Here is a 26,622-nt window from a genome sequence, read left to right on the forward strand (position 1 = left end):
ACATTACATCCATCGCATCGATCACAGTGCAATATTGGACTTGGTCTGATCATACTGCTGCACTGCCTTGATCCCGCGTTTGTACAGTAGCTCTTTCCTGCTCCCTGTGTGGATAATTTCTAATTACCATAGGCTTTGCGGATGGATATTTCGCAACTCCGCTCAGGACATCTTCGATATTGCCTGCAGGGTGGGCGCGTTAATGACAAGGGCAGTTTTCTGATTGATTTCGCCCATTATGAATCCATGGTGGCTCAAGGAATAGGGCGATATATGTGTCAAAACTTTGATCTGACCCCATTGATCTCTTTCAGTAGGTGGGTATCCGCGATGGTAACCGAATTAACGGGTTTCACCTGAAGTATTGTTGTTTACCTCCGCCATGCTCATAGCTGAAAAGGACTCCGTCTCAACCCTCGATGCCGCTCGCCGCGAATCGATCAGCTCTTTTTGCTTTTTCTTGCATCCCGGTCATCCAACGCCTGTACTTTGGGGTGGCGAAGCGACAGCGTAGTTGTCCTAGGCGTATGTATTTTATGCGGCGAACAACATGCGCTTGTTAGCGATGGCTGAGTTACGGCTGCTTGTCATATACCGCTACGCCTTCTGGTAAGGAATACCAGTCTTGCTTCTCGCTTATCCAAACATGAGCGGTCGGTTTAATAATGCTGGTATCTGATAAATTTGAGGGTTTTAACTTGATTTTTCCAGGTTCCTTTGGGTCGAAGTGGTATATTCGATTGCCGCAGGTTGGACAAAACTTTGCCCCATTTACATTGCCGCTATCTGCGACTCTACTCCATTCAGTCATATCGCCCTGAAATTCGACCGTGTCAGTGTCTACAATCGCAGTTATGCTAAACGCGCTTGTAGATAGTTTTTGACATTCTTTGCAGTGGCACGCTACAACCATCAGAGGATCAGAGAGTAACTGATACGTTACACTTCCGCATTGACATGATCCTTTTATCGGATACTTCATTTATATCTCCGAGTTTCTGTATATCGCTAACGCCGCAATCGGCCACGCCTTGCTTTTTTAAGCGGGCTACTTCTTGATTAGCCGGATATCTACGTTTAACACTTGGCTCATTTGCACCGCTTTGCGCTGCTAAAACGAGCCACTGGTTAAGCGGCTCCTGTACTCGCTAACGAGACAAAAGAACCTACTCACTGAGTTTTCATGAATGGAGTTGCTCGCGCCATCATCAAAGCCGACCCAGCTAAAGTTATTGGGTTTAAGGTTCAGTTCTACGGCTAGTATCATATTCCGCCACCCGGAGGTGGATTCATAGAACCCATATTTTTGAGCTACCCAGTCGTGGAACCCAGGAAAATCATCTAAAAACTCGACGTCGCCTACAGCGTGGTAATACCCATCCAGGTATGACCTAACGTTAGAAAGCTCACACTCACCGGTGTACATCGCGGTTCTTTTGCTAATTAGGGAACCTCTGATTAAGCCCCCGAATTCCGGTAAAATAGCCTAAACCCAACTTCGTGCCTAATCCAATGTCTCAACTGACCTTTGCAGAAGCAGAATTCAGCAACAAGAAGCGCCAGACCCGCCGCGAAAAGTTCCTTTCCAAAATGGATGCGTTGATTCCATGGAAAAAGCTCGAGAATCGAATTCGGCCAGTCTATCCAAAAATCGGCAATGGTCGACGTCCATACCCATTGTCCGTGATGCTTCGTATCCACTGCATGCAGCTGTTTTACAACCTTAGCGATCCCGCGATGGAAGATGCGCTATATGAAATCGAATCTATGCGGCGCTTTGCTGGCCTGCGCCTGTCAGATAGTCTGCCTGACGAAACCACGATTTTGAAGTTTCGCCATTTGCTGGAGAAGCACAATCTCGGCAAGAAGTTATTCCGAGAGATCGAAAAGCACCTCGCTGAACATGGGCTGACCCTGCGTGAAGGGACGATCGTTGATGCGACGATCATCGCCGCCCCCAGTTCTACAAAAAATCGTGAGGGGAAGCGAGATCCAGAGATGCATCAGACCAAGAAAGGCAATGAGTGGCAGTTTGGGATGAAGATGCATATTGGTGTAGATGAAGGGTTGGGTTTGATTCACAGCATTGAAATCACCGGAGCGAATGAGCACGATATTACGCAAACGGAAAAATTACTGCATGGCGACGAAACGCGAGTTTGGGGAGATGCAGGCTATCTCGGTGTAGAGAAGCGACCTGAGCATAAAAATAGAGATGTAGAGTGGTATATCGCCATGCGCCCCGGTAAACGACGTAAGCTTGCGAAGAACAGTGATCTGGCCAAGGCTGAGAAAATTAAAGCTCAGGTTCGTGCAAAAGTTGAGCACCCATTTCTCACGATCAAGCGTATCTTCGGATACAGTAAAGTCCGTTATCGCGGTCTGGCAAAAAATGCAGAGCGTCTGCATTTTCTGGCTGGGTTTACGAATTTGTTAAAGAGCAAAGATCACCTCCTCGCGTAGGGGAGGTGCGCCTTAAATCCGCCCAAAAGCGGATTTAAGGCGAAAAACAGGTACAAACGTGAGCCGTCATCTGCCTGGAATTGGGAAATTCCGAAGAAAATCTGAATTTTCTTAAAGTTTCAGGACTTGCGCAGAGGTTCCTTAGATCAATTAGTTCGTAAATATTCTTCACGGATACACTTACGCTAATGTTTAGTAAACGGTTTTAACCTTTTTTAGGCTTTCTGGTAGTGCACCATCCCTTCTGTAAATTCGCCTGTACATGATTTAGGAGCAGGCCACGGTTAGACTGATTGTCGCCAAACGTTCAGTCCACAAAAGGAAATAACCGTGACCTGCGACAATGAGAATACCGCAATTACCGCTATGGCTGAAATCCTATCCGAGCAAGGATTTGATGGCCTGGCTTCAGCTCTGGAAGTGCTGCTCAACGAGCTGATGCTGATAGAGCGAGAGCAGTACTTGGGTGCCGCTGCCTACGAGCGCTCAGAGGGGCGTAGAGGCCACGCCAACGGCTTCAAGCCCAAGCGCATGCGTACCCGTGTGGGCGAGCTGGAGCTGCAGGTACCGCAGACCCGCGACAGCCAGTTCTACCCATCCGTCCTAGAGAAGGGCATGCGCTGCGAGCGGGCGTTGCGACTGGCATTGGCTGAGGCCTACGTGCAGGGTGTATCGACACGCAAGATGGCTAAAGTCACTGAGGAGCTGTGCGGCTTGAGCCTGTCATCGACACAGGTAAGCCGGGCAGCCAAGCTGCTCGATGAAGAGCTGGATCACTGGCGTAAACGGGAGCTGGGAAACTACCCCTACCTGTACCTCGATGCGCGTTACGAGAAGGTTCGCCATGGTGGTAGTGTGGTCGATTGTGCAGTGCTGGTGGCGATGGGTGTGGATGATTCAGGCAAGCGGGATATCCTGGGTTGTTCGGTTTCCTTGTCGGAGGCAGAGGTTCACTGGAGAGAGTTTCTGCAGTCCCTGGTGCAGCGAGGTTTGCGGGGGATCACGCTGATTGTGAGCGATGCGCACGAAGGGCTCCGCTCAGCGCGCAAGGCGGTCTTCGGCGCTACGCCGTGGCAGCGCTGTCAGTTCCACCTGCAGCAGAATGCGCTGGCATATGTACCACGGCAGGACATGAAACAGAGTATCGCAGGGGAGCTGAAAGCAGTGTTTAACGCACCCAATGCACACGAGGCCAGGCGGTTGCTGGATGCCTTTGTTGGCCGCCACGAAAAGGCTGCGCCCAAGCTCGCGAAGTGGGCTGAGGAAAATGTTCCTGAAGGCTTGGTGGTTTACCAGCTACCAGAAGCGCACCAGAGAAGGTTGCGCACCAGCAATCCCTTGGAGAGGGTCAACCGGGAGCTGAAGCGTCGAACGCGAGTAGCAACGCTGTTCCCAAATGAAGAGTCGTGTCTGCGATTAATCTCCGCCGTAGCGATGGAAATCGCTGAAGAATGGCAGACAGGAAAGACGTATTTAACGATGTGAAACCCGGCGATCAGCTAATCGGGAATTTACAGAAGAAAAGTTGCTTTATCGGCTTTCTGAGGGCGATAAGCTATCGGCTCGGATTTTCTGTTTCGATTCCAGCTCTATTTTTATTTCCACATTTCTTACATGTGTAGACGACTTCGAAGTCATTGCTCGATTGTGATGGTTCAGTGCCATATGTCATCAAGGTATCGCACTTAGCGCACCACCTGGCATTGTTTTTTTCAGGTAGAAATATGCTGCGCCTACACCGAACAATAAGACGAATACTATGCCAAATGGCTCTTGAAGGTGCCATGCAAAATACGCGGAATAAATGCAGGCTGCCGCAGCACACACCTCCAAAATATCTTCTTTAAGTACAAAGGTGAACTTCATAACTTTATTAGCCTAAGGCCCTCATTTCGGGGGAGTAGTGAAGCACAGTGGACGAGAGGTCTGAATGCCCTCTTCAATTTCTCGACAACCTGATATTTTTACAATGTGCTTATCATGACCATCTTCCGTTGCGTGAGCTATAAATGGCACTCCATCATTTATGTGATAGTCAGCGCAAACTTCCTGCACAACTCTCTTATTGCACTGCCACAGTGATTTCCGCTTTGAGTTACCGCGCTCAAGACTCTCAAGCAAGAGCTTCGAATCCACATGCTGCCGGGAGCAGGCGAAGCTGGTCACTCGTTGTTCGAAGGCTCCGAAGTAAACGTCTTCCGAATTTTCTATTCACCCTAAAGTTGAATTATGCGCCAATCGGCCGATTACTTGCCCTATTGTGACCCAATAAGAGTGTTTATGATCGCTAATGATTGACTGTGACTCTTTTGGGAGTTAGGTTTTATAGGGAGGGTGCCTGCTCGACTTGGCCGGCAAGATAGTCGCTTTAGGTGTGAGCAGAGCTGTAGCTGTGGCGAGAAGGCCCTCGTTAGATTTTCCCGTACTGTTCGTACGAGAGGCAGTAAATATATGTCAGTAGATAAGGAGGACCTTAAGGAATCTAGGCTTAGTTAAGGCCAATAAAAAATAGCGATGTGAAAGAAGTAAAACAGCAAATAGATACGGAGAATAGAATAATGAGAAGTAATACCGTAAAGCTGTGTATGAAGATCGGCGGTCTGTCGGGGTTCTTCATCACAAGTCTTTTTTCTGGCGCAGTGAGCGCTCAAACCACTCCAACAGTTGAAAGTTGTGCAGAATTAATCGGATTGCAAGTGCAAACCGGTGTAGTGACCAATGCTGTTAGAGTTTCTCAAGGCGATTCAATAACCAACGGTGATATTTTTGGTGGCGGTCCTGTGGACGCAGCCGCAGATTTCTGCCGCGTTAGTATGGTATTAGCGCCAACGTCCAGCTCGGAAATCAATGTCGATGTTTGGCTGCCAGATACCTGGAACCAAAAAATGTTCGGTTATGGTGGCGGCGGATTTTCTGGTGGTCTCGGTCAAAGCGAGGAGGCCATGAATGACGGTCTCTCTCGTGGTTATGTTGCCGCAACCAGTGATCTGGGGCATGAGGCTGGTGCCAACGTAGAGTGGGCGCATAATCAACCTGAAAAGGTGATTGACTTTGGTCACCGCGCTAACCATCTTCTGGCGGTTACCTCCAAACAGCTGATCAATGATTACTACGGAGTCCCTGCGAGCCGTGCTTACTTTCAGGGCTGTTCCGGCGGTGGCAGAGAGGCATTGATGGAGGTTAGTCGATACCCGCAAGATTATGACGGTGTGATAGCCGGAGCCCCTCCAATGCACTGGGGTGAGCTAATGTCTAGTCAAATCTGGCGCGGTGAGGTTGCATTTTGGGCTCCGAACTTACTTAGTAAGATGGACGCTATTAATGCTGCAGTGATGAATAAATGCGATGCTCTGGACGGTGTCACAGACGGTGTACTTGAGAATCCTCAGAACTGTAACTTCGACCCTGCGGAAATCAAATGCGGATTTTTCCAAAACAATTCATGTTTGAACCGTGAGGAAGTAAAGGCTCTGAGGAAAATATACGCGGGTCCTAAGCTGTCGAATGGCGAGCTTGTCATACCGGGATTGGCTGTCGGTAGTGAAGGTATTGGTTGGCTTGGCGCTGCGCTCACAGATTTGGCTGGCGGTGAGCAGTACTATAAGTGGATGGTTTACAATAACCCTTGGTGGAGCAGTTTTACCTTTGATCTCGATAGAGATTACGCCAACTCACGAGCACTCATTCAGCCGATAGTAAACTCTGACAATCCTGATATCAGCGCATTTGCTCAAAACGGCGGTAAGCTAATTATCTATCATGGTTGGAATGACGCAATTGTCCCAGGAAAAAACTCTGTCCGTTACTATGAGGCAGTGGCCAACACCGTTGGTGCAGATGTCCAAGATAGCGCTCGACTCTTTATGATGCCTGGCCAAGATCATTGTACTGGTGATTTTGACGTGGTTCAGCATCTGGAAGACTGGGTTGAGCAGGGGCAAGCACCGGATCGGATTGAGGTTACCGATGAGGGTACTACGTCCAGTCATCCGGCATGTCCTTGGCCACAAACAGCTCACTATAATGGTTCCGGCTCCACCACTGACGCCGCAAATTACACTTGTATGTAATAGTTAACCCTATTTTTGTGTCTCGCAGGATGCAAATTCTGACAGCCCGATCGATCAGGTTCGGGCTGTCAGTTCCGAGAACTTGAAAATCAATTAAACTTCTCGAATAAGAAATTGATAGGTTTTATAGCGTGAAACCAACTGTGAGCTGTACAGCTGATCGATACTTCTGGTCAAATTGTTATACGCGGCCACCATCGACAATTAGTTGCTGTCCGGTAATAGCCCTTGAAGCATGTGATGCTAAAAAGAGCGCAGATTCCACTAGGTCTTCTCCTTGAAGGGCAAACTTTAGGCTTTGTTCTGCCATGCACTCTTCGATTGCCTCCTCAGTAACCCACAAACGTTTCTGACGCTCAGTCATAATCCATCCGGGTATTAGCGCATTTACGCGGATATTCTTCCCTCCCAGCTCTCGGGCTGCTGCTCTAGTCAGGCCAACAATCGCAGATTTTGCGGTCACGTATGCGGGGTAGCCGGCCAGTGCCAAATTTGCCGAAATAGACCCCAAATTGATAATGCTGCCTGAGCCGGCCTTTTCCATCTCTTGTGTCGCCCATTGTACGGCAAAGAACTGCGGTCGAAGATTGGTATTCAGCGCATCATCCCACTGTTCGGGCGTAAAGCTTGTAATAGAGTGGCGAGTATCGCGCGCGGCATTATTGATTAGCACATCCAAGCCGCCAAGCGTCGCGACTGATTCTTTCATGGATTCTTCTAGGGCATTCAAATCTCGGATATCACAGGCCGTAAAATACGGACGATAGCCAGTGTGCGCCTCTATCTGATCGCAGAGTAATTGCGCAGGCTCTTCGCGTAGAGAGACAAAGCTTACTCGTGCGCCCTGAAGTGCAAAGGCTGCAGTCAGGTAGGCACCGATTCCCGAGCCTCCGCCGGTAATAAACACTCGCTTTCCCTCAAGATCCCGATAGCGAGTAATTTTGTTCATTTCACCGCTGGCAAACACTTGGTCAAAATCGTCGATTTGGTTCTGGTTCTGGTTCTGGTTCTGGTTCATCGAAATGTCGTCTTTGTAATATTGGGGATCAGGTATTCGCTGAGTTAGCTGGTTAAGTGCGTAGATCGTTTTGAGTTAATCGTTACTACGGACTACTTTTCTAGAATCAAGGCCGGATGACAGAGATAGATCCTAATGAAAGCTTAGAGTACGTCGTATGCTGAAGAGATCGGTAGGGAGTAGTGCCATACCAATCTCATTCGGCGTCCGTATTACGGTAAGAACTTTTGTATCAGTGTGACTCTCGAGGGACCACGTCACCCGACCCGCCCACCAGGAAGTCCAGGTCTGCGCCCTGGTCGGCCTGTAGTACCGTGTCCACGTATAGTTTTGCGTAGCCGCGCTGATAGGTGGGGGCGGGCTTGTTTTGCTGCCATTCGGCGAGGCGGGCCTGTAGTTCCTCGTCGGAAATTTTCAGGTTGAGGCTGCGGGTCTCGCCGTTGAGCTCGATCAGGTCGCCGTTCTGTACTACAGCCAGTGGGCCGCCGGCGCTGGCTTCCGGTGCCACGTGCAGGATGACGGAGCCAAAGGCGGTGCCGCTCATGCGCGCGTCGGAAATGCGCAGCATGTCCTTGATTCCCTTCTCCAGTAGCTTTTTCGGCAGCGCCATGTTGCCTACTTCCGGCATGCCCGGGTAACCCTTGGGGCCGCAGCCTTTCAGCACCATAATGCAGTGTTCGTCGATATCCAGTTCCGGCAGGTCTTTGCGTGCGTGGTAGTCCTCGATGGACTCAAATACTACCGCGCGGCCGGTGTGGTTCAGCAGTTCCGGCGAGGCGGCATTGGGCTTGATGATGGCACCCTGCGGGCACAGGTTGCCGCGCAGTACCCAGATACCGGAGTTGTCTTTCACCGGGTTGTCGAGGTCGCGGATCACTTCATCGTTGTAGCAATCGGCGCTTTCGATCTGCTCGCCGAGGGTTATACCGCTGACGGTAGTCGCGCTTAGTTCCAGATGGCTGCCGATCTTTTTCATCACCGCGGGCAGGCCACCGGCGTAGTGGTAGTCTTCCATCAGGAAGCGACCGGAAGGCATCAGGTCTACCAGTAGTGGCAGGTCGCGGCTGTAGCGGTCGAAGTCTTCGAGCTGCAGGTCAATTTCCAAGCGGCCCGCCAGCGCCAGCAGGTGCATCACGGTGTTGGTGGAACCGCCCACGGCAGAGTTCACCTTGATGGCGTTGATCAGGGAATCTTTGGTGACGATGTCTTTCATGCGTATATCGTCGCGTACCAGCCGCACGATCTCGCGGCCGCTCATATGCGCCATGGCCTGACGGCGGGCGTCTACCGCAGGGATGGAGCCGTTGTAGGGCAGGCTAAGTCCCATGGCTTCCACCAGGTTGGACACGGTAGAGGCAGTACCCATTGTCATGCACACACCGCGGGAGCGGGACATGCCGCTCTCGGCGGCAATGAAATCTTCCTGGCTCATTTCACCGGCGCGCACCGCTTCGGAGAACTTCCACACGTCGGTACCGGAGCCGATGTCGCGGCCGCGGAATTTGCCGTTCAGCATGGGGCCCGAGGAAACCACAATGGTGGGAAGGTTAACACTGGCGGCGCCCATCAGCTGGCCCGGGGTGGTCTTGTCGCAACCGCCCAGCAGCACCACGCCGTCGATGGGATTGCCGCGAATGGATTCTTCCACGTCCATGGCCAGCAGGTTGCGGAACAGCATGGCGGTGGGGCGCATCTGGGTTTCGCCGAGGCTGGTGACCGGGAACTCCAGCGGTACACCGCCGGCCTCCCAGATACCGCGCTTCACGTATTCGGCGATTTCCCGCAGACCGGAATTGCAGGGAGTGATTTCAGACCAGGTGTTGCATATGCCGATAATGGGACGGCCGTCGAACACGTGATCCGGGTAACCCTGGGCTTTCATCCAGGAGCGGTGGATAAAGCCGTCTTTATCCAGCTTACCGTAGCTAAGCTGGCTACGGCGCTTTGTTTTGTTTGAACTCATAAATCAAAATCTGAATGAAGTAGTGAGGTCTGCATAATGGTGAAATTGAAAGTTTGCACCCAAGATTACACTGCTGCCGCACCGCCGGTGCGGTCACTGGCTTCACGAGAATCAAGCTCTTCTACCAATTTCATGTGCGTCTTCTGGTTAATTGGGTATGACCAAATCGCAATGACACTTGCCAAGAACAATAGCAGTGGACCACCACCATAAATGGAGACGATTCCCTGTAGGGTGTGTTCAGATTGCGGTTGATTTGCTATGTAGCCAATAGAATCAAGGAAAATACCTATTAGACCAGTACCAAGACCCAGTGCGACTTTTTGAGCAAAAGCGATAAGTCCGAAAATGGCTCCCTCTGCACGAACACCTGTTTTCCACTGACCATACTCGACCGTATCTGGGAGCATCGACCAGAACGTCAGAATAAACCCTGAATTCCCTATGCCTATAAGGAAAAGTAATGACCAGAGAAGTAGGCCTTCCTTAGGTGCGACAATCAAAAAGACTAAATAAGATAGAATGTTTATCGTGGCACTACTTATCCAAACAACGCGTTTACTTGTTTTTCGTGAAATAAGTACCCATGGAACCATTGCTAACGCGGCAGCCCCAAGAGTAATCACTAGACCAGTGGTCACTGCTGCTTCTGAACCAGTCCAGTATTTCAGGTAGTAAATCAAAGCTTTACCTGACATCGTATAGCCAGTTGCACCAAGAATCGTGGCAATAAATAGAAGTAGAAATGGCCGGTTAATACCGAGCATTTTGATCATTTCTTTAGCGCTTGGATGGTTTTGCTCAGTAGCTGTAACCACTTCGGTTGTTGTGGAGAAGCAAAACAGAAGAATGACAGTGGCAAGAGTTGCGTAAATTATAGATAGATAGAAAAAGCCCATTTTACCGCCACCGAGAGCGTTCGCTAGAGGCAGGCTCAAGGCGGCAAGCATCAGACCGCATACGATAGCAAATATCATTCTTGCGGCTGCTAGCTTACCTCGAGTGTCACTATTCCGAGTCATTTGTGCTGACATTGAAATATACGGGATGTTGACTACTGTAAAGAGCGTCCGATAAATCAAATGCGTCACAAAGCAATATGCCACTAATGCGCTGCCAGAAAGTCCCGTTGGAATAAACATTGCAATCACAGATATCGCCAGGGGGACGGAGCCAAATAGCAAATAAGGACGGTACTTTCCCCATTTGGTCGATGTTCGATTGGCAATCATGCCGATAATTGGATCGGTGAAGCCCTCCCAGGCTAAGGCGATCATAATGATCATTCCGGCAACACTCGCGTTCAACTCTAAAACATCAGTATAAAAATAGAGTAAGAACAGTGAGCAAAACGTAAAGCTAAGATTGAAAGCGAAGTCCCCGAATCCGTAACTGATAATCCTTCCGGCCCCGGGTTCTGTGCGGCTTTTAGTGGCTATAGTCGACATTCAAAATGGCCTCATGAAATTTATCACCTAGTTATATTGCCTACCTAGGAGAGTATTTATTATTAATCTATAGTGGTTTTAAAGTTCTTTGCGCTATTCAATTGGTTCGCCTGTTTTCAACTTGTGGTTCGATAGCGTTTTCCGCAACAAGAAATTTGTAAGTTCCTGCTGTAGCATTAGCTTCAGAACCATAATCTGTTGAAGTAAAGAGCAGTTCACCCGTAATTTTTGATATCGAAGTTGGCTTAGTAGGAATTTTAATTTTTCCAGACGAGTTGGGTGGAATTACTACGGTTACTATCCAACCTTCAAGTGTGCGTTCCCAGCTGCTTTCTATCTCACCGTAACGTGAATCTAAAGTGGCATTGGCGGACTTTAATGGAATTAGATCGTTGAGGATCGGTTGAATCACAACTTGCTTATATCCAGGGCTTCGCTCGGTCGGAGCTATACCCGCGATACGTTCAAACAAGAAGCTTCCTACAGCACCATAAGCGTAGTGGTTGAAGGAGTTCATGCTCGCATCTCCAAAACCATCTTCTTTGGAGTAGCTGTTCCAACGTTCCCAGATAGTAGTCGCACCTTGATCTATAGAGTAGAACCAACTTGGGTATCTATCGGAGAACAGAATGGACACTGCTTGATCTAGAAGACCGTATTTCTCAAGCGTGCTTATGAGAACAGAGGTTCCGAGAAAGCCTGTATTCAACCGGTTTTGATCTCGTTCAATTCGCTCTGATAAGCGTGCAGCCACTTTTTGAGAAAACTTAGGGTCCAGCAAGTCGAAGGCTAGTGGAAGGAGGTAGGCAGTTTGAGTCTCTGTCCCCTCGATTACCCTTCCATTTTCATCGAAGAACTTGCTCTTGATAGATTCTGATGTCTTAGAATAAGCGGCGCTAAAGCGGTCTGAATCCTCAGGTTTCCCCAGAATAGCCGCGCTTTTTTGCAGAATGGATGCACCTAAACCATAGTAGCTGCTAGCAATAAGGTAGGTGGACGTTTCACCACTTCGCTCGTCCCAGCCAACTGTCTCGGTACCGTATCGTTTAGGTTGAAGCCAGTCTGCAAAGCTTTTGGGCTCGTCTACCAGGCCATCTATGGCTTTACGATCGTAATAATCAAAGTGCCGAACCATCATGGGGTAAAATTCTTTTAATACGCTGATATCCCCAGTTCTAACGTACAGTTCCCATGGCATGATGAAGGCAGCATCGCCCCATCCCGCTGAGTTACCAAAAATATCAAGGTGTGCCTTTGGGACGACAGAAGGAATACTTCCGTCTTCCCCCATTTCGGATCTCATGGTATCGAGGTAACTGGCTAGAAAGGCGTGAGAGTCGAAATTAAAAAGTGCTGTAGGAGCGAAAACTTGAGCATCACCTGTCCAACCCCATCGTTCATCTCGTTGAGGACAGTCTGTTGGTATATCGAGAAAGTTACCTTTCTGTCCCCAAACTATATTTTGATAAAGCTGATTAAGTTTTGAGTTGGAGGATTGAAAAGTTCCTGTTCTTGGGAAGTCCGTGTGAAGAACCTCTCCTGTAACCCAGCTCAACTGGGGTTCTTCTGTTGAATCGTAGCCTGAGATCTCTACATATCGAAAGCCAAAGAATGTGAAGGTTTGAGTATAATCAACCGTGCCATCTTGCTTCGGGATATAGGTTGCCATTGACCTGGCTGTACGGTAGCTGTCGCGATAAAGCGTTCCATCATCGTTCAGCATTTCAGCCATACGTATTGTAATTTTTTGCCCTTCTTTACCCGGGACCTTGATGTGAATCCATCCTGCCATGTTCTGGCCGACATCATAGACAAGCGTTTCTTCATCAGTGTGGTGGAACGATTTTGATGGAAGGGACTCGATGGACCGTACATTCCTAAATGGTTTTGGTGAGAGCTTTACTCCAGTATCTAATGGTGCAGTCTTAACCGGGGAGAAAAGATCCTTTCCTGCAGATGAAGAAGTATCCCAATCGACGATTTCCTTACGCGCGTCATAGTCCTCACCATGGTATATATCTGCCAAAGTGATCGGGCCTTGTATTGTGTAAGACCAAGAATCGTCAGTTACGATGCGTTGACTGACTTTTCCTTCTTTAGTGCGGATTTCAAGTTGGGCTAAAAGTTCTGGATACTTCCCATAAAATCGGTCAGATATCGTGCCCGCATACCAGCCATCAGCAATGCTGGCTGCGAGGATGTTCTCACCTTGTACTAATAAGGAGGTCACATCGTAGGTGTAAACATCAATACGTTGATTGTAGTTCGTCCACCCCGGTATGAAAGCGTCACCTGATACTGGTTGTCCGTTAATGCGGAAATCAACGACCCCTTTAGCTGTCAAATAGAGTCGTGCAGACTCAGGTATGCTCTTAATATTGAAGGTTTTTCGAAGATATACGGCAGGGTTACCGTTATTACCGGCCTTAAAATCAGACGGATCTTGGTGAATCCAAGAAGCTTTCCAGTCCGATTTTTCAAGTAAACCCATTTCGATTACTGAAGAGTTTGACCAATTTGAAGCTTCGTTGAATTGGTCCCAGTAGCGAACCTTCCAGGAGATATTTTCACGTGATTTCAGTGTAGGCCCTTTGTATTCTACGTACACTGATTGATCTGATTGCACCTTTCCGGAATCCCAGAGTAAGAGATTCTTAGAGGCATCCTTTTTGAAAGCTTGGATTTGGTAAGCAGTTTGGTGTGCGCCGCTTCTATCATCCTGTAGCTTCCAAGAGAACACTGGTGTTGGGTCGTGAAAGCCAAGTGGATCTATCCTTCCCTCATTTACCGTAAGTGAATTTGGTGGCTGAGGAGGGGGGGAGGACGCCATTGAGTGAGCATGGTTGTATAAGCTTGTTAAGGCTAAGGTTAAAAATGCAATACAGAGAAGTCTCGGCCGACTCATTTGTTCTACCACGCTATTTCAATTTCTTGTGATCGGTCTTTTTCGCTGTTTCGCCGTTATTCTTCTAGTTTTTCGACCGTATATTCTTAAGGATCTTATGGTGTTTCGGACAATTGCAGCCAGTGGAGACAACTACTATGGAAATCCCACACTGGCTGTATATGAGTGCTACTTTCGAGTTCCTATAACTGCCATTGAAGATACTTCAGGCATAGATAGAGAGAATTCGGTATAGATCTCACCATTGCGCTTTCGCTCCCTGACCTGCGTTATCGGCACTGAGGATCCGTCATGAGGGTTCCACAGGGATAGTGTTTTGAATTGGCCACGAAGCTTAGCAATTGTTTCTATTTTGTCGTCACTAGAGTTTCCGAAGTAGTAAATGTCGCTTCCGTCTCGTTGACGATGTATGTATCCAAACTGTCCGTTCCCAGAAGTTGGAGTAGGCTTTCCCTTGAATTCTACGTCTGGTGCAATCTTTGCCTGGTCTAGAATCTTCGCGATAGAGTCAGCATCTGGTTTATCCAAGAAGGCAGATTTCCCTCCTGTTGCGTTCTTGTATAATTTTTTACCGGGATTGCTTCCGAATACTTCAGAGACTAACTTCTGTACTTCAGGGCTTTTCCCAAATTCTGCTGAACGAGAGGGCAATTTCGATGTGGCAATTACAGTTCCTCCCTTTTCCCAGAATTCTTTGATTTTTTGTAGTGCGGTTACGGAGATTACATCGCCACCTGGCAAAATCAGAGCACGATACTTCTCATTGTTGATTTTGTTACTCATTTCCAGAATTGCATCTTTGACTTGGATTTTGTCACTTGAGAGTGTATCTGGATGAATAAATGTGAAGTCACGATGTAATTCGCTAACAAGCATTTCGCCTACGGCCTGATAGTCTGCATCTTGATAAGCGTAAGTGCCCGAGGGAAGATCCTCTGAATGCTCTTTCGCATTGAAACTATAAAAGGCTTGTAAAGATTCAATCGGAAAGAGAATCGCGATATCTGCTACGTGACGGCCACCCTGTAACAGGTAGGAACTGCGGCCGGCCCACTGATTAAACTCGGCTGGGGTGCTGATTGGATCCGAAGGTTTTCGCGCTCCAGTAATAAAATGATTGAAGCCTCTAACGTAGAGTTCAATCATTCGACGGTAGCCATTTGCATCATTGTTAACACTAAACGCTTCAGCTGCTGTGAGAGGGAGGTCTCTTTGCGCCGATACAGAGCTGATCAGCTTGAACCCGCCTCTCGCAAAGCCAATCCCCCAGAGTACATCCGCCATCGGAATATCGGTGTAAGCGTAGAACTTGAAGGGGTCCCCGATGGTATCGGTCGGTTGGAGGTCGTAGTTACCTGGTGCATGACCAGTTGATTTTACGCCGTGTTCGTGGGCCCAGTCCGTAATGAGTTTCGGGAATGTTTCACCAAGAAGTTCAGCTCGGGCTTTAAAGAAGCCCACGCGGGCGGCCGCAGTTTCAGGGCCAATATCTTGCCAGAGCGCCGGGTAGTAAGAAGAGGCCGGCTGTCCGGTAATCTCTTCGAAACGTTGGTCTATTGACGGGTGCCAGGTTTTTTCATCGTTGAAAATTCCTACATCATCGAAGAACGTATATTTGATGGTTGAACCGAAATGATCAGAGAATCCCTCATGAGCTCGATCATAGCTAGCCTCGATAAACCATTGAGTGGCTTCGTTATCTAAATAATCGGCAGTACCATAATAATCTGGACTAGTGCCTTTCGCGGATGATGTGGTGACGTAGTACTGCTGAACTTGCCAATTTCCGGGAGGCGCATTCCATGAGATATTTTGCTTATCCGCCTGAGCAAGCAGGTCAATGCGTTCGCCAGTCGATGTGTCAATGGCCATTACCGACAGAATTGTTGAGTTGGGTTCTAGCTGGAGGCTAAACGGTTGCCCTCCAGAGACCGTGAGCTCCTGGCGGCGGAGGATTTTTCGGTAGTATTCTGATGGAATAGTCCCGTCTGCACTACCACTCGGGAATCCAGCCTCATCATAATAAATCGCATACAGGCCGTTTAGCTTGGTTTCGTCCAGAACACCTTCAATTACACTGAACCATTCAGGTGTCATGTATCCTAGGCTCTCGGGCTTGCCTGGACCTGCGTTACCATCGTTTAGGTAACTACCAAATCGAGCTTCTCCGGGGAGCGCTTTTGGTAACCATGGGGTGGCGTGTTCAGGATACTCATCAAGTAACCCTACGCGAAGTTTGGCGAGAGCTGCGTAATCAAACGGTTTCTTACGCTCAGGGTCACCTTGGGGGCTGACTAGAATTCCACCTGCGTGCAGTTCTTTGATCGCACGCTCAGTAGCTTGCTCTAAAGGTGCGTTATAGCCGGCACCTTCGTCTATGGTAATTGTAGGTCGATAGATTGAAGGTGGTTCATGGAACACTTTGGGATCCAGCGCTTGTGCTGAGGTTGAACCTGTAAAAATAGAGGCGCTGAGGATCCCTGCGTAGAAAAGTGTAGGGTTGCGCATGAAAAACTCCTTGAATCTGCGAAATACGCCGCGCGCAACCCATTACTTGAGATTGTGTTGCGCGCTTTAGGCAGGCTGTGGAACTGTTAAACCAAGTCAGGGGCGTTGGTTGTCGAAGACACTTGAGACTTCGTGTCTTGAGATGCCTCTCTCTGAATTACCCAGCGAGTGGCACTGACGAAATAAATAATCGTCGGCCATATTAAAAGATTGCGGAATTGCTCAAGTGAAATGGTGTTGATGTACACCATCACTGCGAGTGCCAAGCACGCCACTAAACAAGTGATGGATAACACCCCCCAAATATTCATGAAAATACTAGGTTGTGACTTTCCAATTCCCTGGTGATCTTTGCTTGAAAGCTCTTCCAGGTACTTACGTTCAACCCGCTTTCTTGCTTCCTCGGATGCGATATCCATTGCCACTTGCTCACCGTAGTCACCAGATGCTCCCATGCGAGACGCCATTAGGGTATAGAGCAACATTGAGGCGAACCAGGTCGGGATTAAGAGGAAGAACAAGTGCAAGCCCAGCTGGTTGAGCAGGAACGCAAGGAGGAGGGCTCCCACCCAAGTAAAGATTGCGGCAATATTTGTAGACGCTTTTCGGTAGTGTACCCAGTATCGGGTTTTACCGATTTTGGGAAACACCCAATGTTCGGTCACGATAATTGCACCCACTGGAGACAGAAGTAATCCCATTAGGCCGACAAAATCCATCAACTTACTGAATACAAATGGAAAACAGGCAATGATGGTTGTTACAGCTCCGACAACCGCCGTTACTTTTGTGCGGCTCCACGATGGGTTAATTGACTGAAATGCTAATCCGGCGCGATAGATAGTGGGATTTGATGTAGTCCAGCCTGCGATGATGACGGCTACGATCCCTGCTGCACCAAGTGCCTGAAACGCCACTGCCCCGGCATCTAGCTCGGTAATACTGGATTTCATGAGTAATGCCGCACCAGCACCCATTATTCCGGCCCAAATCCAAGCGAGGAAGTGCCCTACAAACATCCCGAACGCAGAAAAATAGCCGTACTGCTTCTTTCTGGCAAACCGTAGTACGGTCATATCAGAAAGACCACCGTGCATGGATAGGTTACAGATCCATGCAAACGCAGCTACGTGCCACATCCCCATATCGCTGTCGCTATCGACCCATATATAGGTATCGGCAATTGATTTGAACTGGGCGTAGCTGTCAATACTATCTACCCCCGGCGTGGCGCCCACCAAGACTGGCAGCATGCTAAGTGCCCCGGCGAGGAACATTAGGATCATCCAGGGTGCACATATCTCAGCAAATTGCGCTACGCGCTTGAAACCGCGCATTGCAATAGACACCACGACCACGCCTACAAGCAGGGCAACTAGGACGAAGCCCATACTGGTGGGGTACCAGTTCACCTGAGAGGGGAGGTCAAAAAGGATGCGTACGGCGGATGCGGACACCGTAATCATGGCGCCAGCGAGGATACAGAACAGTATCCCATTAACGATTGAGTAAATTTTGACTGTGCCTGGTCCGCCGATCTTCTCGAGGTAGGCGTATAGGGTGAGGCGAGTATCTGTTGCAATAGGAGCGCAGATCAAAGCCCAGCTGAGTACGGCGAGAAGGTTCCCGAGTAGAAGCCCGGTAAGTATGTCTCCAGTACCAACGCCCCATGTAACGAACATGGCGCCGATGACAAATTCAGTACCTGCCACATGCTCACCGGCATAGCTAGCGGCGAAGTTTCTGGCGGGCTCTAGTTTTTCCGGGCGGACCGGTTCTCTTTCGAATTCCTGAGTGCTCATCATGCTCACTTTTTATACATTTTTATGAGTAGCTGTGAATTGGCAGCTTATACATTTTTGTATTGGGCTGCGACGTGGCAGCTTATTCATTTTTGTTCTAAAGGGTCGTTTAGTACTCCGGCCCGCAGTATCTCACTTCAGGAATATGCATATTCCCTGCAGTAGATACTCGACCGATTGTAGCGATCAGTGATTGCCTATGCAATTAAATGATTGCAAATGATTGGCTGCTAGGCTTTTCGATCTTGTAGCGTGTTGAGCTGCGGTGCCGGAGCGTAGGTGGTTAGATTGTTGTGGCACACTCTTCATGCTGCTCAGTGGGTACTGTTGAGAGCGCTCCACCGGATCAACAAGGAGGGAGGATTTCAAGTGCTCTCTTGAAGTGTGGCGGGATTGGCTTGCTCCGCGGAGCTTCATTCAGGATCTTGGTATTCCTGATTGATTTCGGATGATTATGATTTATAGTGATTATTGTTGGGTGCAGGGAAGTCGTAGCCGAAAGTCAGGATCTGGGCCCCGACTTCCACAAGGATGCTACGGTCACTCTGAGGGTGGGTACGTCTGATGATGAGCGATGGGCTCATTGGTTAATCTCAACGGCCAAGGAGTCTTATACGTTCCTCTGCACTTGAACCCCATTGGCTTTTCGCCATGAAATTTGACCTGCCTCAAAGGCAATAATAAGACTAAAAGCTACCACAGGGTCATAATATGATAATAAATAATGCACACCCGGAAATCCAAGAGCGTGTCGAGGCGCTATTGAATGAATGCGGTCAGTCGGAAGCTAGTGCTGCGTACATACTGTGCGATCGGCACCCCGTAGACCTGACCGCTTACACAATAGTTGCGCCTGACTTAAGTGAAGTTTCTGTAACTTACGGCGAGCTACGGGAGCAGTCACAGCGACTTGCTGCAGCCTTTTACGCGATGGGGCTCAGGGCTGGTGATCGGATTGCTACCCTCATGGGAAAGAGCCGCTCATTTCTTGTGACATTGCAAGCGATATGGCGGTTGGGGGCAGTTCATGTTCCGTTGTTTACTGCTTTTGCTACACCTGCTATTCAAATGCGACTGTCTGCGAGTAAAAGCCGGTTGATTATTTGCGATGAGGATCAGCGCGGAAAACTTGATGAGATTGCGTGCCGGGTGGTGACCACGGGGAAGGCCGTCGATGAGGACATATCTTTCGGCCAGTTGATTGACGGAAACTATCCCAAGATACAGCCTGCGGCTCTTGGTGGTGATGCACCATTAATCCAGATCTATACCTCTGGAACAACTGGAACCCCAAAGGGGGTGATTGTCCCTCTGCGTGCTTTAGCGGCATTTCGCATCTATATGGAGTTTGGGCTGGGAGTGCTGCCTGATGATGTCTTTTGGAATGCGGCTGACCCAGGATGGGCTTACGGTCTGTACTACGGAGTAATTGGAACATTTTTGACTGGTGTGAACAGCGTCCTTTACCAAGGTAGCTTTTCACCAGAGTCAACGTTTGCCATTTTCAAAAAATTCAAAATTACCAATTTCGCTGCTGCCCCAACTGTCTACAGGTCGCTCCGCGCATCATCCACCGCTGTTCCAAGCGGGATCTTACTGCGTTGTGCCTCGAGTGCGGGAGAACCTTTGACCCCAGAAGTTAATGAGTGGTCACGAGCGAATTTAGGTGTAGAGGTTCACGATCACTACGGCCAGACAGAAACGGGCATGACTATTTGTAACCATCAGCACAAGGCGTTGAACCGTAAACTGAAAGATGGATCAATGGGAAGAGCGCTTCCGGGCTGGACTGCAAGGGTTCTATCTTCAGAGAGTGTTAATCCCGTAGATATTGGGGAGCTAGGCGGCGTTGCAATTGATCTGTATCAAAGTCCGCTGGCTTGGTTCCGTGGATACGTTGATGAGCCGGTTAAAACTGCAGAGAAGTTTTCGCAAGATGGGCGCTGGTACCTTACCGGAGATTTGGCGCGCATGGATAGTGAAGATGACTTTTTCTTTGCATCGCGAGACGACGACGTAATCATCATGGCGGGGTATCGATTAGGGCCGTTTGAAATAGAGTCGGTACTTTCTAGTCACTCCGCCATAGCGGAGTGTGCAATCGTTGCTGTTCCTGATGAAATTCGAGGTGAAGTATTGGTCGCTGCCGTTGTGCTGCGATCAGGTATACCCGAATCAGATCAACTTACAGCTACACTGCAAGATTGGGTTAAACAAAAATACGCAGCACATGCCTACCCAAGAGAAATACACTACATGGAATCTTTGCCAAAGACTCCTTCAGGAAAAGTTCAGCGCTTTGTGGTTAGAAACCAACTGAGAACCAACCCGGCTAAATGTTAAAAGCTAATAACGGTACAGCTTTCTAGCTCACGTTGACCGGCTTCGGGTGACCCGGCTGTGCGTTGTCACCCTATGTTCACTTTTGACATTGAGCTGCCCAAGCGAAGTGGTATTTTGGTGTTCACGAAAGCTCCACGACTTCCACATTTACTCCCCGCTTCTCTAACTTTTTAATGACAGCGGGATCTGCATTGCTGTCCGTTATCAGCAGGTCTACTTGCTCAAGTGGGCAAAGAATGAACTTGCTACGTTTGTCTAGTTTCGAGCTGTCCGCCAGAATGATCAGCTTCTCCGCCTGCCGGAGTAGTTTCTGCTCCGCCGTGATGAGAAGGGGGTCTGATTCGGTAACCCCCATTTCGACGATGCCTGAAGTGCTCATAAACATTTTACTGGCAGAGTAATGCTGTATCGCATCTTGTTCGTAGGCGCTAAGAATAATGCCCTGGCGGCGGTACACTTCACCGCCGGGTAAAGTAACTTGGTTACTACTATTCTCGATAAGCTCCTGCGCGAGTACGAACGAGTTGGTAAGAATGCTCAGTTCGCGATTGGCCAAGAACTCTCCCATCATATATGTCGAACTCCCGCCGTTGATGATGATCGACTCTCCATCGTCACAATGTTCGACAGCACGTTGAGCAATTAAGCGCTTCGCATCTGACTGCTTCTCCCTTGATACCAGGAATGCGCTTCCGCTGATATGGGGGCGGTGAACAGAGCCATTCTGGCGCAATGAGCGAGCTCCGCCGCGAATCTTCTCGATCTGCTGCTGTTCAGACATTTTCAGCAAATCGCGCCGAATGGTTGCCTCTGACGAATTCAGCTCCTCAGTCAGGTGCCTTACGCTAGCAAATTCCCGTTCATCGAGAATGTCGAGAATTAACTGATGACGTTGTTTTTCCAGCACGGCGCTCTGGCCTCTCCTTCCAATCAAATTTTGCAAAATCTATCGGTTTTTGATTGGTTGTGCAACGGATTTTGCATGGAACTGACTGAACCATGAGTCATCTTTCTGTCCTGGAATGAAGATTTAGTGGTGTTTCTGGAGGGAAACATTTAATGCGAGTTTTTGGGGCGAAGGTGGCGGGGCCTACCCTGTATCGGTTTGCTCAGCTTTTGTCGGCGATGTCGAGGAGGCGTCGCTGCCAGAGTGAGCAAATTTTGTTCGATGCGCCTACGAGCATAGTGTTATTCTTTTGTTTTGGCGGGAAAAGCAACGCCAGGGGGCGATCGAGAGATTGGATGTGGGTTTTGTTGACGTAAGATGATTGGAAGTGATAGCCTGTGACGAAACGATGATCGGAGAGTGAGTCCTGTGGTTTAGGGCTTATAACAATAGCCTGTAAAAATAGGTGGATAATAATGATAAATAGCAAACGGCGTGTTTTGTACACGGCCATGATGATGTTGATGGCCACTAAGGCCGCGGCACAATCAGATCAAACCGAGAATGCAGCATTCGACGCTCAGCAGGCGGAGCTGGAAGAGGTGACCGTTACTGGTACACTCATTCGCGGTATCGCCCCAACGGGTGCCAATGTCGTATCCCTGGATCAAGAGGATATAGTCGCGACTGGTGCGATGTCCGCAAGCGAGGCGCTGGCGGCCATTCCCCAAGTATCCAGTAACTTCAATAATGTCCGTGCGCTAACGGGCGGTGGAGCTCTGAACCTGGCTCCAAGCTTGCGCAATTTCGGACCATCGGCAGCTGCGACCACCTTGGTCGTGATGGATGGCCGTCGCCTTATTAACGCTGGTCTTCTGGCAACATCGCCTGATCCAGATGTCATTCCGCCTTCCATGCTTGAGCGAGTTGAAGTACTTACCGATGGTGGGTCTTCAATCTACGGTTCAGATGCAGTTGGTGGGGTAATTAACTTCATTACCCGGAAAAATTTCGATGGGGTAGAAGTTTCTGCGAATTACGGTGTTGAAGGGTCGTACAACCAGGTCGATTTGAACCTGAGTGCGGGCCATGATTGGGGTTCGGGCTCTGCATTTGTTTCGTATACCTATGCCGGTAACGAGGCGATTTATGGCCGAGATAAGGACTTCATGCGGCAGGTGAGTGAGAACGGTGGGCAATGTGGTGCTGGGACGGTGTTTTCCGGGTCAACTCCTCATGCTTTGCCAAGCCGTGATCCGGGGACCATCACCGACTGTGATATCACCGATGATTCCACCTTCTACCCGGAAGTAAATCGGCAGTCTGTATTCGCAGGGTTTACCCAAGATATTTCCGATACCATTAATTTTGACCTCAAGGCATTCTATTCCGAACGGGAAAGCATTGCGTGGGGAGATCCGGAAAGTGATGATGCCGGAGGTGGCGGGCAGACCGCAGTAATTTGCTCGCCTGCCTTGGGCGAAACTTGTGCCGCACTGGGTGGGGTAATTTTCCCTGGCTATATTCCTGTGGCTGGTGATGTTGGTTACCAGACCGTGAAATTCAATTACGCAGGTCTAATTGATGAGCGGGAGACAAATGATCTTGAAGCCTTCCAAGTTTTACCGAGTCTGACATTTTCTTTGGCAAATGGCTGGAGATTGCAGGCTCAAGCTAGCTATGGCGAAAGCTCAACTGAAACTTATGACCAGCTGGTCAATGGTGCGGGGCAGCAAATTGCCATTGCGAGCGGTGCTCTTAATCCCTATGACCCGCGTTCTTCTATATCTGAAGACGTGATTGGTGCGTTCGGTAATTTTATTGGGTCTGGAACCCAAGAGCTTACAAACGTACGTTTCGTGGCGGATGGTGATTGGTTTGAAACCGGTGCTGGAGCGGTAGGTGTCGCTGTCGGTGCTGAATACACCTCTCAAGGTCTCAGCGATATCATTTACGGAGAGTTTCCTGCTGCTACTGGGGCTGCGGATGCACCTACCACAAGCGCAGATCGTGATATTGAATCCGTGTTTGCTGAATTTGTGGTTCCCATCGTTGGAGGGCAAAACGCAGTCACTGGCATTGAAGAATTTACGCTCTCCGTTTCTGGTCGTTATGACAATTACTCAGATTTTGGCGACACAACGAATCCAAAAGTAGGGTTCACCTATGTTCCAGTCGAAAGCGTGACTATACGTGGTAACTGGGGTAAGTCGTTCGTGGCGCCTAGCTTGGCTGACACACATGCGCCAGATACACGCTCTCAATCGCTACCAGCGTTCCTTGCACTGAACCCGGCAGTTCCCCCGGCATCAATGGCGCAAAATCTGATTACCCTACTCGGTGGCAACCCGGACCTTGACCCTCAGAAGGCTGAAACCTGGTCTTTGGGAGCCGAAGTCGATCTGCCGTTTGTCCCGGGGCTGACTTTGAGTGCCACATACTACGACATTCATTTTGAGGATCAGATTGCCCTCAATACTGAGTTCTATACGGATGCTACAGCACCGTATTGGGTGATGAACCCTTCACAGGAAGAGGTTGAGGCTGCCGTTGCTGGCGCGCCATATATCGGTGTCCCTATTGAGACATTGTACACACCCGGTTTTGGGAATGGTGTATACGCGATTTTGGACTTCCGCAGAAATAACCTCGCGGAAGTGAAGCAGAATGGCCTTGATTTCAATGCCAGCTATCTGGCCGATGTTGGGAACGGTAGTTTGCTGGCGACTTTGGGCGGTACTTATACCCTACACCGTGAAGTAATGTCCGGGCCCGGTAAAGAGTTCGTCGATGTTTTGGAAGCTCCAGGAGAAAGTGAATTAGCGGTCCAGGCGTCAGTTAGCTGGCAGTTGGACAACTTCACTGCTAAGGCAACCTGGAACCACACAAGTGGCTACGATCTTGATCCTGTCGTGACGACTGCTAGGTTTGGTGAGCAAAGCAAAGTCGGTTCGTTTGATACGATGGATCTTTTCTTTAAGTACGATCTCGAAGGCCAAGGTGCTCTGGAAAATACCTCGTTAACTTTCAATGTTAAAAACGTACTGGATGAAGAACCACCGTTCTTTAGTGGTACAGAGCTTGGAAGTCTTCCAGGATTTACCAATGGCTCGACACTAGGTCGGCTAGCAATACTCGGGGTCAATAAGAAGTTCTAATTTTCCCCGGCACATTTTATTGCGTCCCTGATCACGTTTCCTAAATGTGAAATGGTCGAAATTAAGTGTAGATTGTTACCCTGAAAAAGGCCTCTATTAAGAGGCCTTTTTATTTGAATTTTTGTGTCTGGATGTATTTTCAGGAAACTAGAAATAGTTGAATAAACTATTTTCCTGGCAACCCAATATCGCGGGAATATACATTTTCAGTGCAGCCTGTCTTAGGCGTTACTTCCTTATGAAAAAAACTTTAGAGCTAATAAAGCAGCTATCTCTTGAAGAAAAAGTATCCATGCTTTCAGGGGATTCGGAATTTTATAGTGGAATGCATGCATTATTGAATGAGGATAGTTATCACACAAAGCCATTTGTCGCAGCGGCCAATCGTCGCTTGGGGATACCTGGAATCGCTTTTGTCGATGGACCAAGAGGTATAGTTTTAAAGGGGGGCGCTACATGTTTTCCAGTAACGATGGCTCGTGGAGCCACCTGGAACCCTCAATTGGAAGAGCGAATTGGTGAGGCAATCGGTAAAGAGTTGCGCTCTTTAGGTGGAAACCTATTTGGTGGTGTTTGCGTAAATTTGTTAAGACACCCATCTTGGGGCGTGCCCAAGAGACATACGGTGAAGATCCAGTTCATGTCGGGTTTCTGGGTTCCGCTTTGACAAAGGGAGTCGAAAAACATGCACTAGCATGCGTGAAGCACTTTGCAGCAAACTCAATAGAAAATTCCAGATTTCAGGTGGATGTAAAAATTTCGAAACGTGCGCTTCACGAAATGTACCTTCCGCATTTCAAAAGATGTGTTGACGCTGGTGCTACTGCTGTCATGACAGCATACAATTCTGTCAATGGATCTTGGTGTGGTGAAAATAGAGAACTGCTTCTGGAAATTCTGAAAGAACGTTGGGGGTTTGAGGGTTTTGTACTTAGCGATTTTGTGTTTGGCGTTAGAGATCCAAAGGCTTCAAAAGAGAACGGGATGGATTTAGAAATGCCGTTCTCTATGGTCTGGGGGAGAAATCTTCTAGACCTGGTAAAACGTGGTGAAATTAAAGAATCACTGCTTGATTCCTCCTTGGAAAGGCTGATTAATCCGATATTTAGATTGCCCGACAGTGATTTCTATGGAAAAGATATGCTTGGGAGCCAAGAGCACAGAATAATTGCTAAAGAAGCAGCCGTTCAGAGTATGGTTCTTCTTAAAAACGCAAATAGTGCATTGCCATTGAGTAAGTCTGATGAAATCGTTGTCCTTGGTGCGTTGGCTAATACTCCAAATTTAGGTGATCGTGGTTCCTCTGATTGCAGGCCTGATTATGTTGTTACGCCATTGGAAGGTCTTAAAAAGCGTTCAGAAGGAAGTATTCAGCACTTTAACGGTATTGATAGTGTGGAGAGTTGTCATGCAGTCAGTGAGGCGGATGCCGTTATTGTTGTGGTTGGCTACACATATCTTGATGAGGGGGAGCATATCGAGCCGCCAAAACTGTCAGATTTCGCTCATCAGATTCCTCCTCCCCCGGCCATACAATGGATGTTCTCGAATGCCATCACCAAAAATATCTGGAAAAATTTAAACAAAAAAATACTTACTTACAAGGATAGGAAAAATCAAAGGAACAACCCGTCAGGAAAGTCGAGGCTGGGGAAGGGGGGCGATAGGCTCTCTCTAGGCCTTTCTGAATGCGACGTGCATTTAATTGAGCAAGCGAGTCTTTTGAATGACAGGGTTGTTGTTGCAGTAATGTGTGGAAGTGCCATTACAATGGAAGAATGGAAAGACTTTCCTCAGAGTATTCTGATGATGTGGTATCCAGGAATGGAAGGTGGTAGCGCTTTTTCGGACCTCGTTTTTGGAGATCGATCTCCGAGTGGAAAGCTTCCCTTTGTTATTCCAAAATCCTCAAAGCATCTCCCTGTATTCGATAGGGATGCTAAGGCAATAACCTATGACCTATGGCATGGATATCGCAAGCTTGATGCCGACAATAATGTCCCTGCCTTTCCGTTCGGATTTGGCTTGAGTTACAACGAATATTCTTATGAGAATATA

Annotated in this window: 14 protein-coding genes and 1 pseudogene; 6 read left to right on the forward strand and 9 right to left on the reverse strand. The window is 48.7% G+C overall.

Annotation, left to right across the window (positions count from 1 at the left end):
* Positions 1–574 precede the first annotated feature (574 nt).
* Entirely contained in the window at positions 575–982 is a 408-nt protein-coding gene (locus GNX18_RS01320; protein ID WP_166214960.1) for a GFA family protein, read from the reverse strand.
* Between the two features lie 530 nt (positions 983–1,512).
* On the opposite strand from GNX18_RS01320, the gene GNX18_RS01325 reads away from it, so the two are divergent.
* The gene (locus GNX18_RS01325; protein WP_166214962.1) at positions 1,513–2,463 is read left to right on the forward strand and encodes an IS5 family transposase; all 951 of its coding nucleotides are present in this window, start codon (positions 1,513–1,515) and stop codon (positions 2,461–2,463) included.
* Positions 2,464–2,829: 366 nt separating this feature from the next.
* Positions 2,830–3,948, forward strand: coding sequence for an IS256 family transposase (locus tag GNX18_RS01330; protein WP_166220267.1), 1,119 nt, complete (start codon positions 2,830–2,832; stop codon positions 3,946–3,948).
* Positions 3,949–4,134: 186 nt separating this feature from the next.
* Here GNX18_RS01330 and GNX18_RS01335 read toward each other — a convergent pair whose 3' ends face one another.
* Positions 4,135–4,329 carry a hypothetical protein gene (locus tag GNX18_RS01335; RefSeq protein ID WP_166214964.1) on the reverse strand — a complete coding sequence of 65 codons (195 nt, stop codon included), beginning with the start codon at positions 4,327–4,329 and terminating at the stop codon, positions 4,135–4,137.
* A 692-nt stretch (positions 4,330–5,021) separates the two neighbouring features.
* On the opposite strand from GNX18_RS01335, the gene GNX18_RS01340 reads away from it, so the two are divergent.
* Positions 5,022–6,533, forward strand: a complete 1,512-nt coding sequence (locus GNX18_RS01340) for a tannase/feruloyl esterase family alpha/beta hydrolase (protein ID WP_166214965.1) — start codon at positions 5,022–5,024, stop codon at positions 6,531–6,533.
* A 181-nt stretch (positions 6,534–6,714) separates the two neighbouring features.
* Here the strand turns inward: GNX18_RS01340 and GNX18_RS01345 are convergent, their stop codons facing one another.
* From GNX18_RS01345 to GNX18_RS01370, 6 genes are all read right to left on the reverse strand, one after another.
* Complete coding sequence (locus GNX18_RS01345) at positions 6,715–7,551, reverse strand: SDR family NAD(P)-dependent oxidoreductase (protein WP_240914152.1); 837 nt, start codon at positions 7,549–7,551, stop codon at positions 6,715–6,717.
* Positions 7,552–7,783: 232 nt separating this feature from the next.
* Entirely contained in the window at positions 7,784–9,514 is a 1,731-nt protein-coding gene (locus GNX18_RS01350) for an IlvD/Edd family dehydratase (protein ID WP_166214967.1), read from the reverse strand.
* A gap of 65 nt (positions 9,515–9,579) precedes the next feature.
* Positions 9,580–10,962, reverse strand: a complete 1,383-nt coding sequence (locus GNX18_RS01355) for an MFS transporter (RefSeq protein ID WP_166214968.1) — start codon at positions 10,960–10,962, stop codon at positions 9,580–9,582.
* A 97-nt stretch (positions 10,963–11,059) separates the two neighbouring features.
* A complete protein-coding gene (locus GNX18_RS01360; RefSeq protein ID WP_166214970.1) occupies positions 11,060–13,879 on the reverse strand; it encodes an alpha-L-rhamnosidase in 2,820 nt (939 codons plus the stop codon).
* A gap of 156 nt (positions 13,880–14,035) precedes the next feature.
* Positions 14,036–16,375: a glycosyl hydrolase gene (locus GNX18_RS01365; protein WP_166214971.1), complete on the reverse strand. Its 2,340-nt coding sequence runs from the start codon at positions 16,373–16,375 to the stop codon at positions 14,036–14,038.
* Positions 16,376–16,461: 86 nt separating this feature from the next.
* Entirely contained in the window at positions 16,462–18,177 is a 1,716-nt protein-coding gene (locus tag GNX18_RS01370; RefSeq protein ID WP_205828033.1) for a hypothetical protein, read from the reverse strand.
* A 711-nt stretch (positions 18,178–18,888) separates the two neighbouring features.
* Here GNX18_RS01370 and GNX18_RS01375 point away from each other — a divergent pair.
* Complete coding sequence (locus GNX18_RS01375; RefSeq protein WP_166214973.1) at positions 18,889–20,520, forward strand: AMP-binding protein; 1,632 nt, start codon at positions 18,889–18,891, stop codon at positions 20,518–20,520.
* 121 nt (positions 20,521–20,641) lie between these two features.
* Here GNX18_RS01375 and GNX18_RS01380 read toward each other — a convergent pair whose 3' ends face one another.
* Positions 20,642–21,427, reverse strand: a complete 786-nt coding sequence (locus tag GNX18_RS01380; RefSeq protein WP_166214975.1) for a DeoR/GlpR family DNA-binding transcription regulator — start codon at positions 21,425–21,427, stop codon at positions 20,642–20,644.
* A 455-nt stretch (positions 21,428–21,882) separates the two neighbouring features.
* Between GNX18_RS01380 and GNX18_RS01385 the strand changes: the two genes are divergently transcribed.
* Entirely contained in the window at positions 21,883–24,564 is a 2,682-nt protein-coding gene (locus tag GNX18_RS01385; RefSeq protein WP_166214977.1) for a TonB-dependent siderophore receptor, read from the forward strand.
* A gap of 325 nt (positions 24,565–24,889) precedes the next feature.
* Positions 24,890–26,586, forward strand: a pseudogene (locus tag GNX18_RS01395) (glycoside hydrolase family 3 protein); the annotation flags it as partial.
* Positions 26,587–26,622 lie beyond the last annotated feature (36 nt).

This window comes from Microbulbifer sp. SH-1, assembly GCF_011326135.1.
Classification (GTDB): Bacteria; Pseudomonadota; Gammaproteobacteria; order Pseudomonadales; family Cellvibrionaceae; genus Microbulbifer; species Microbulbifer harenosus.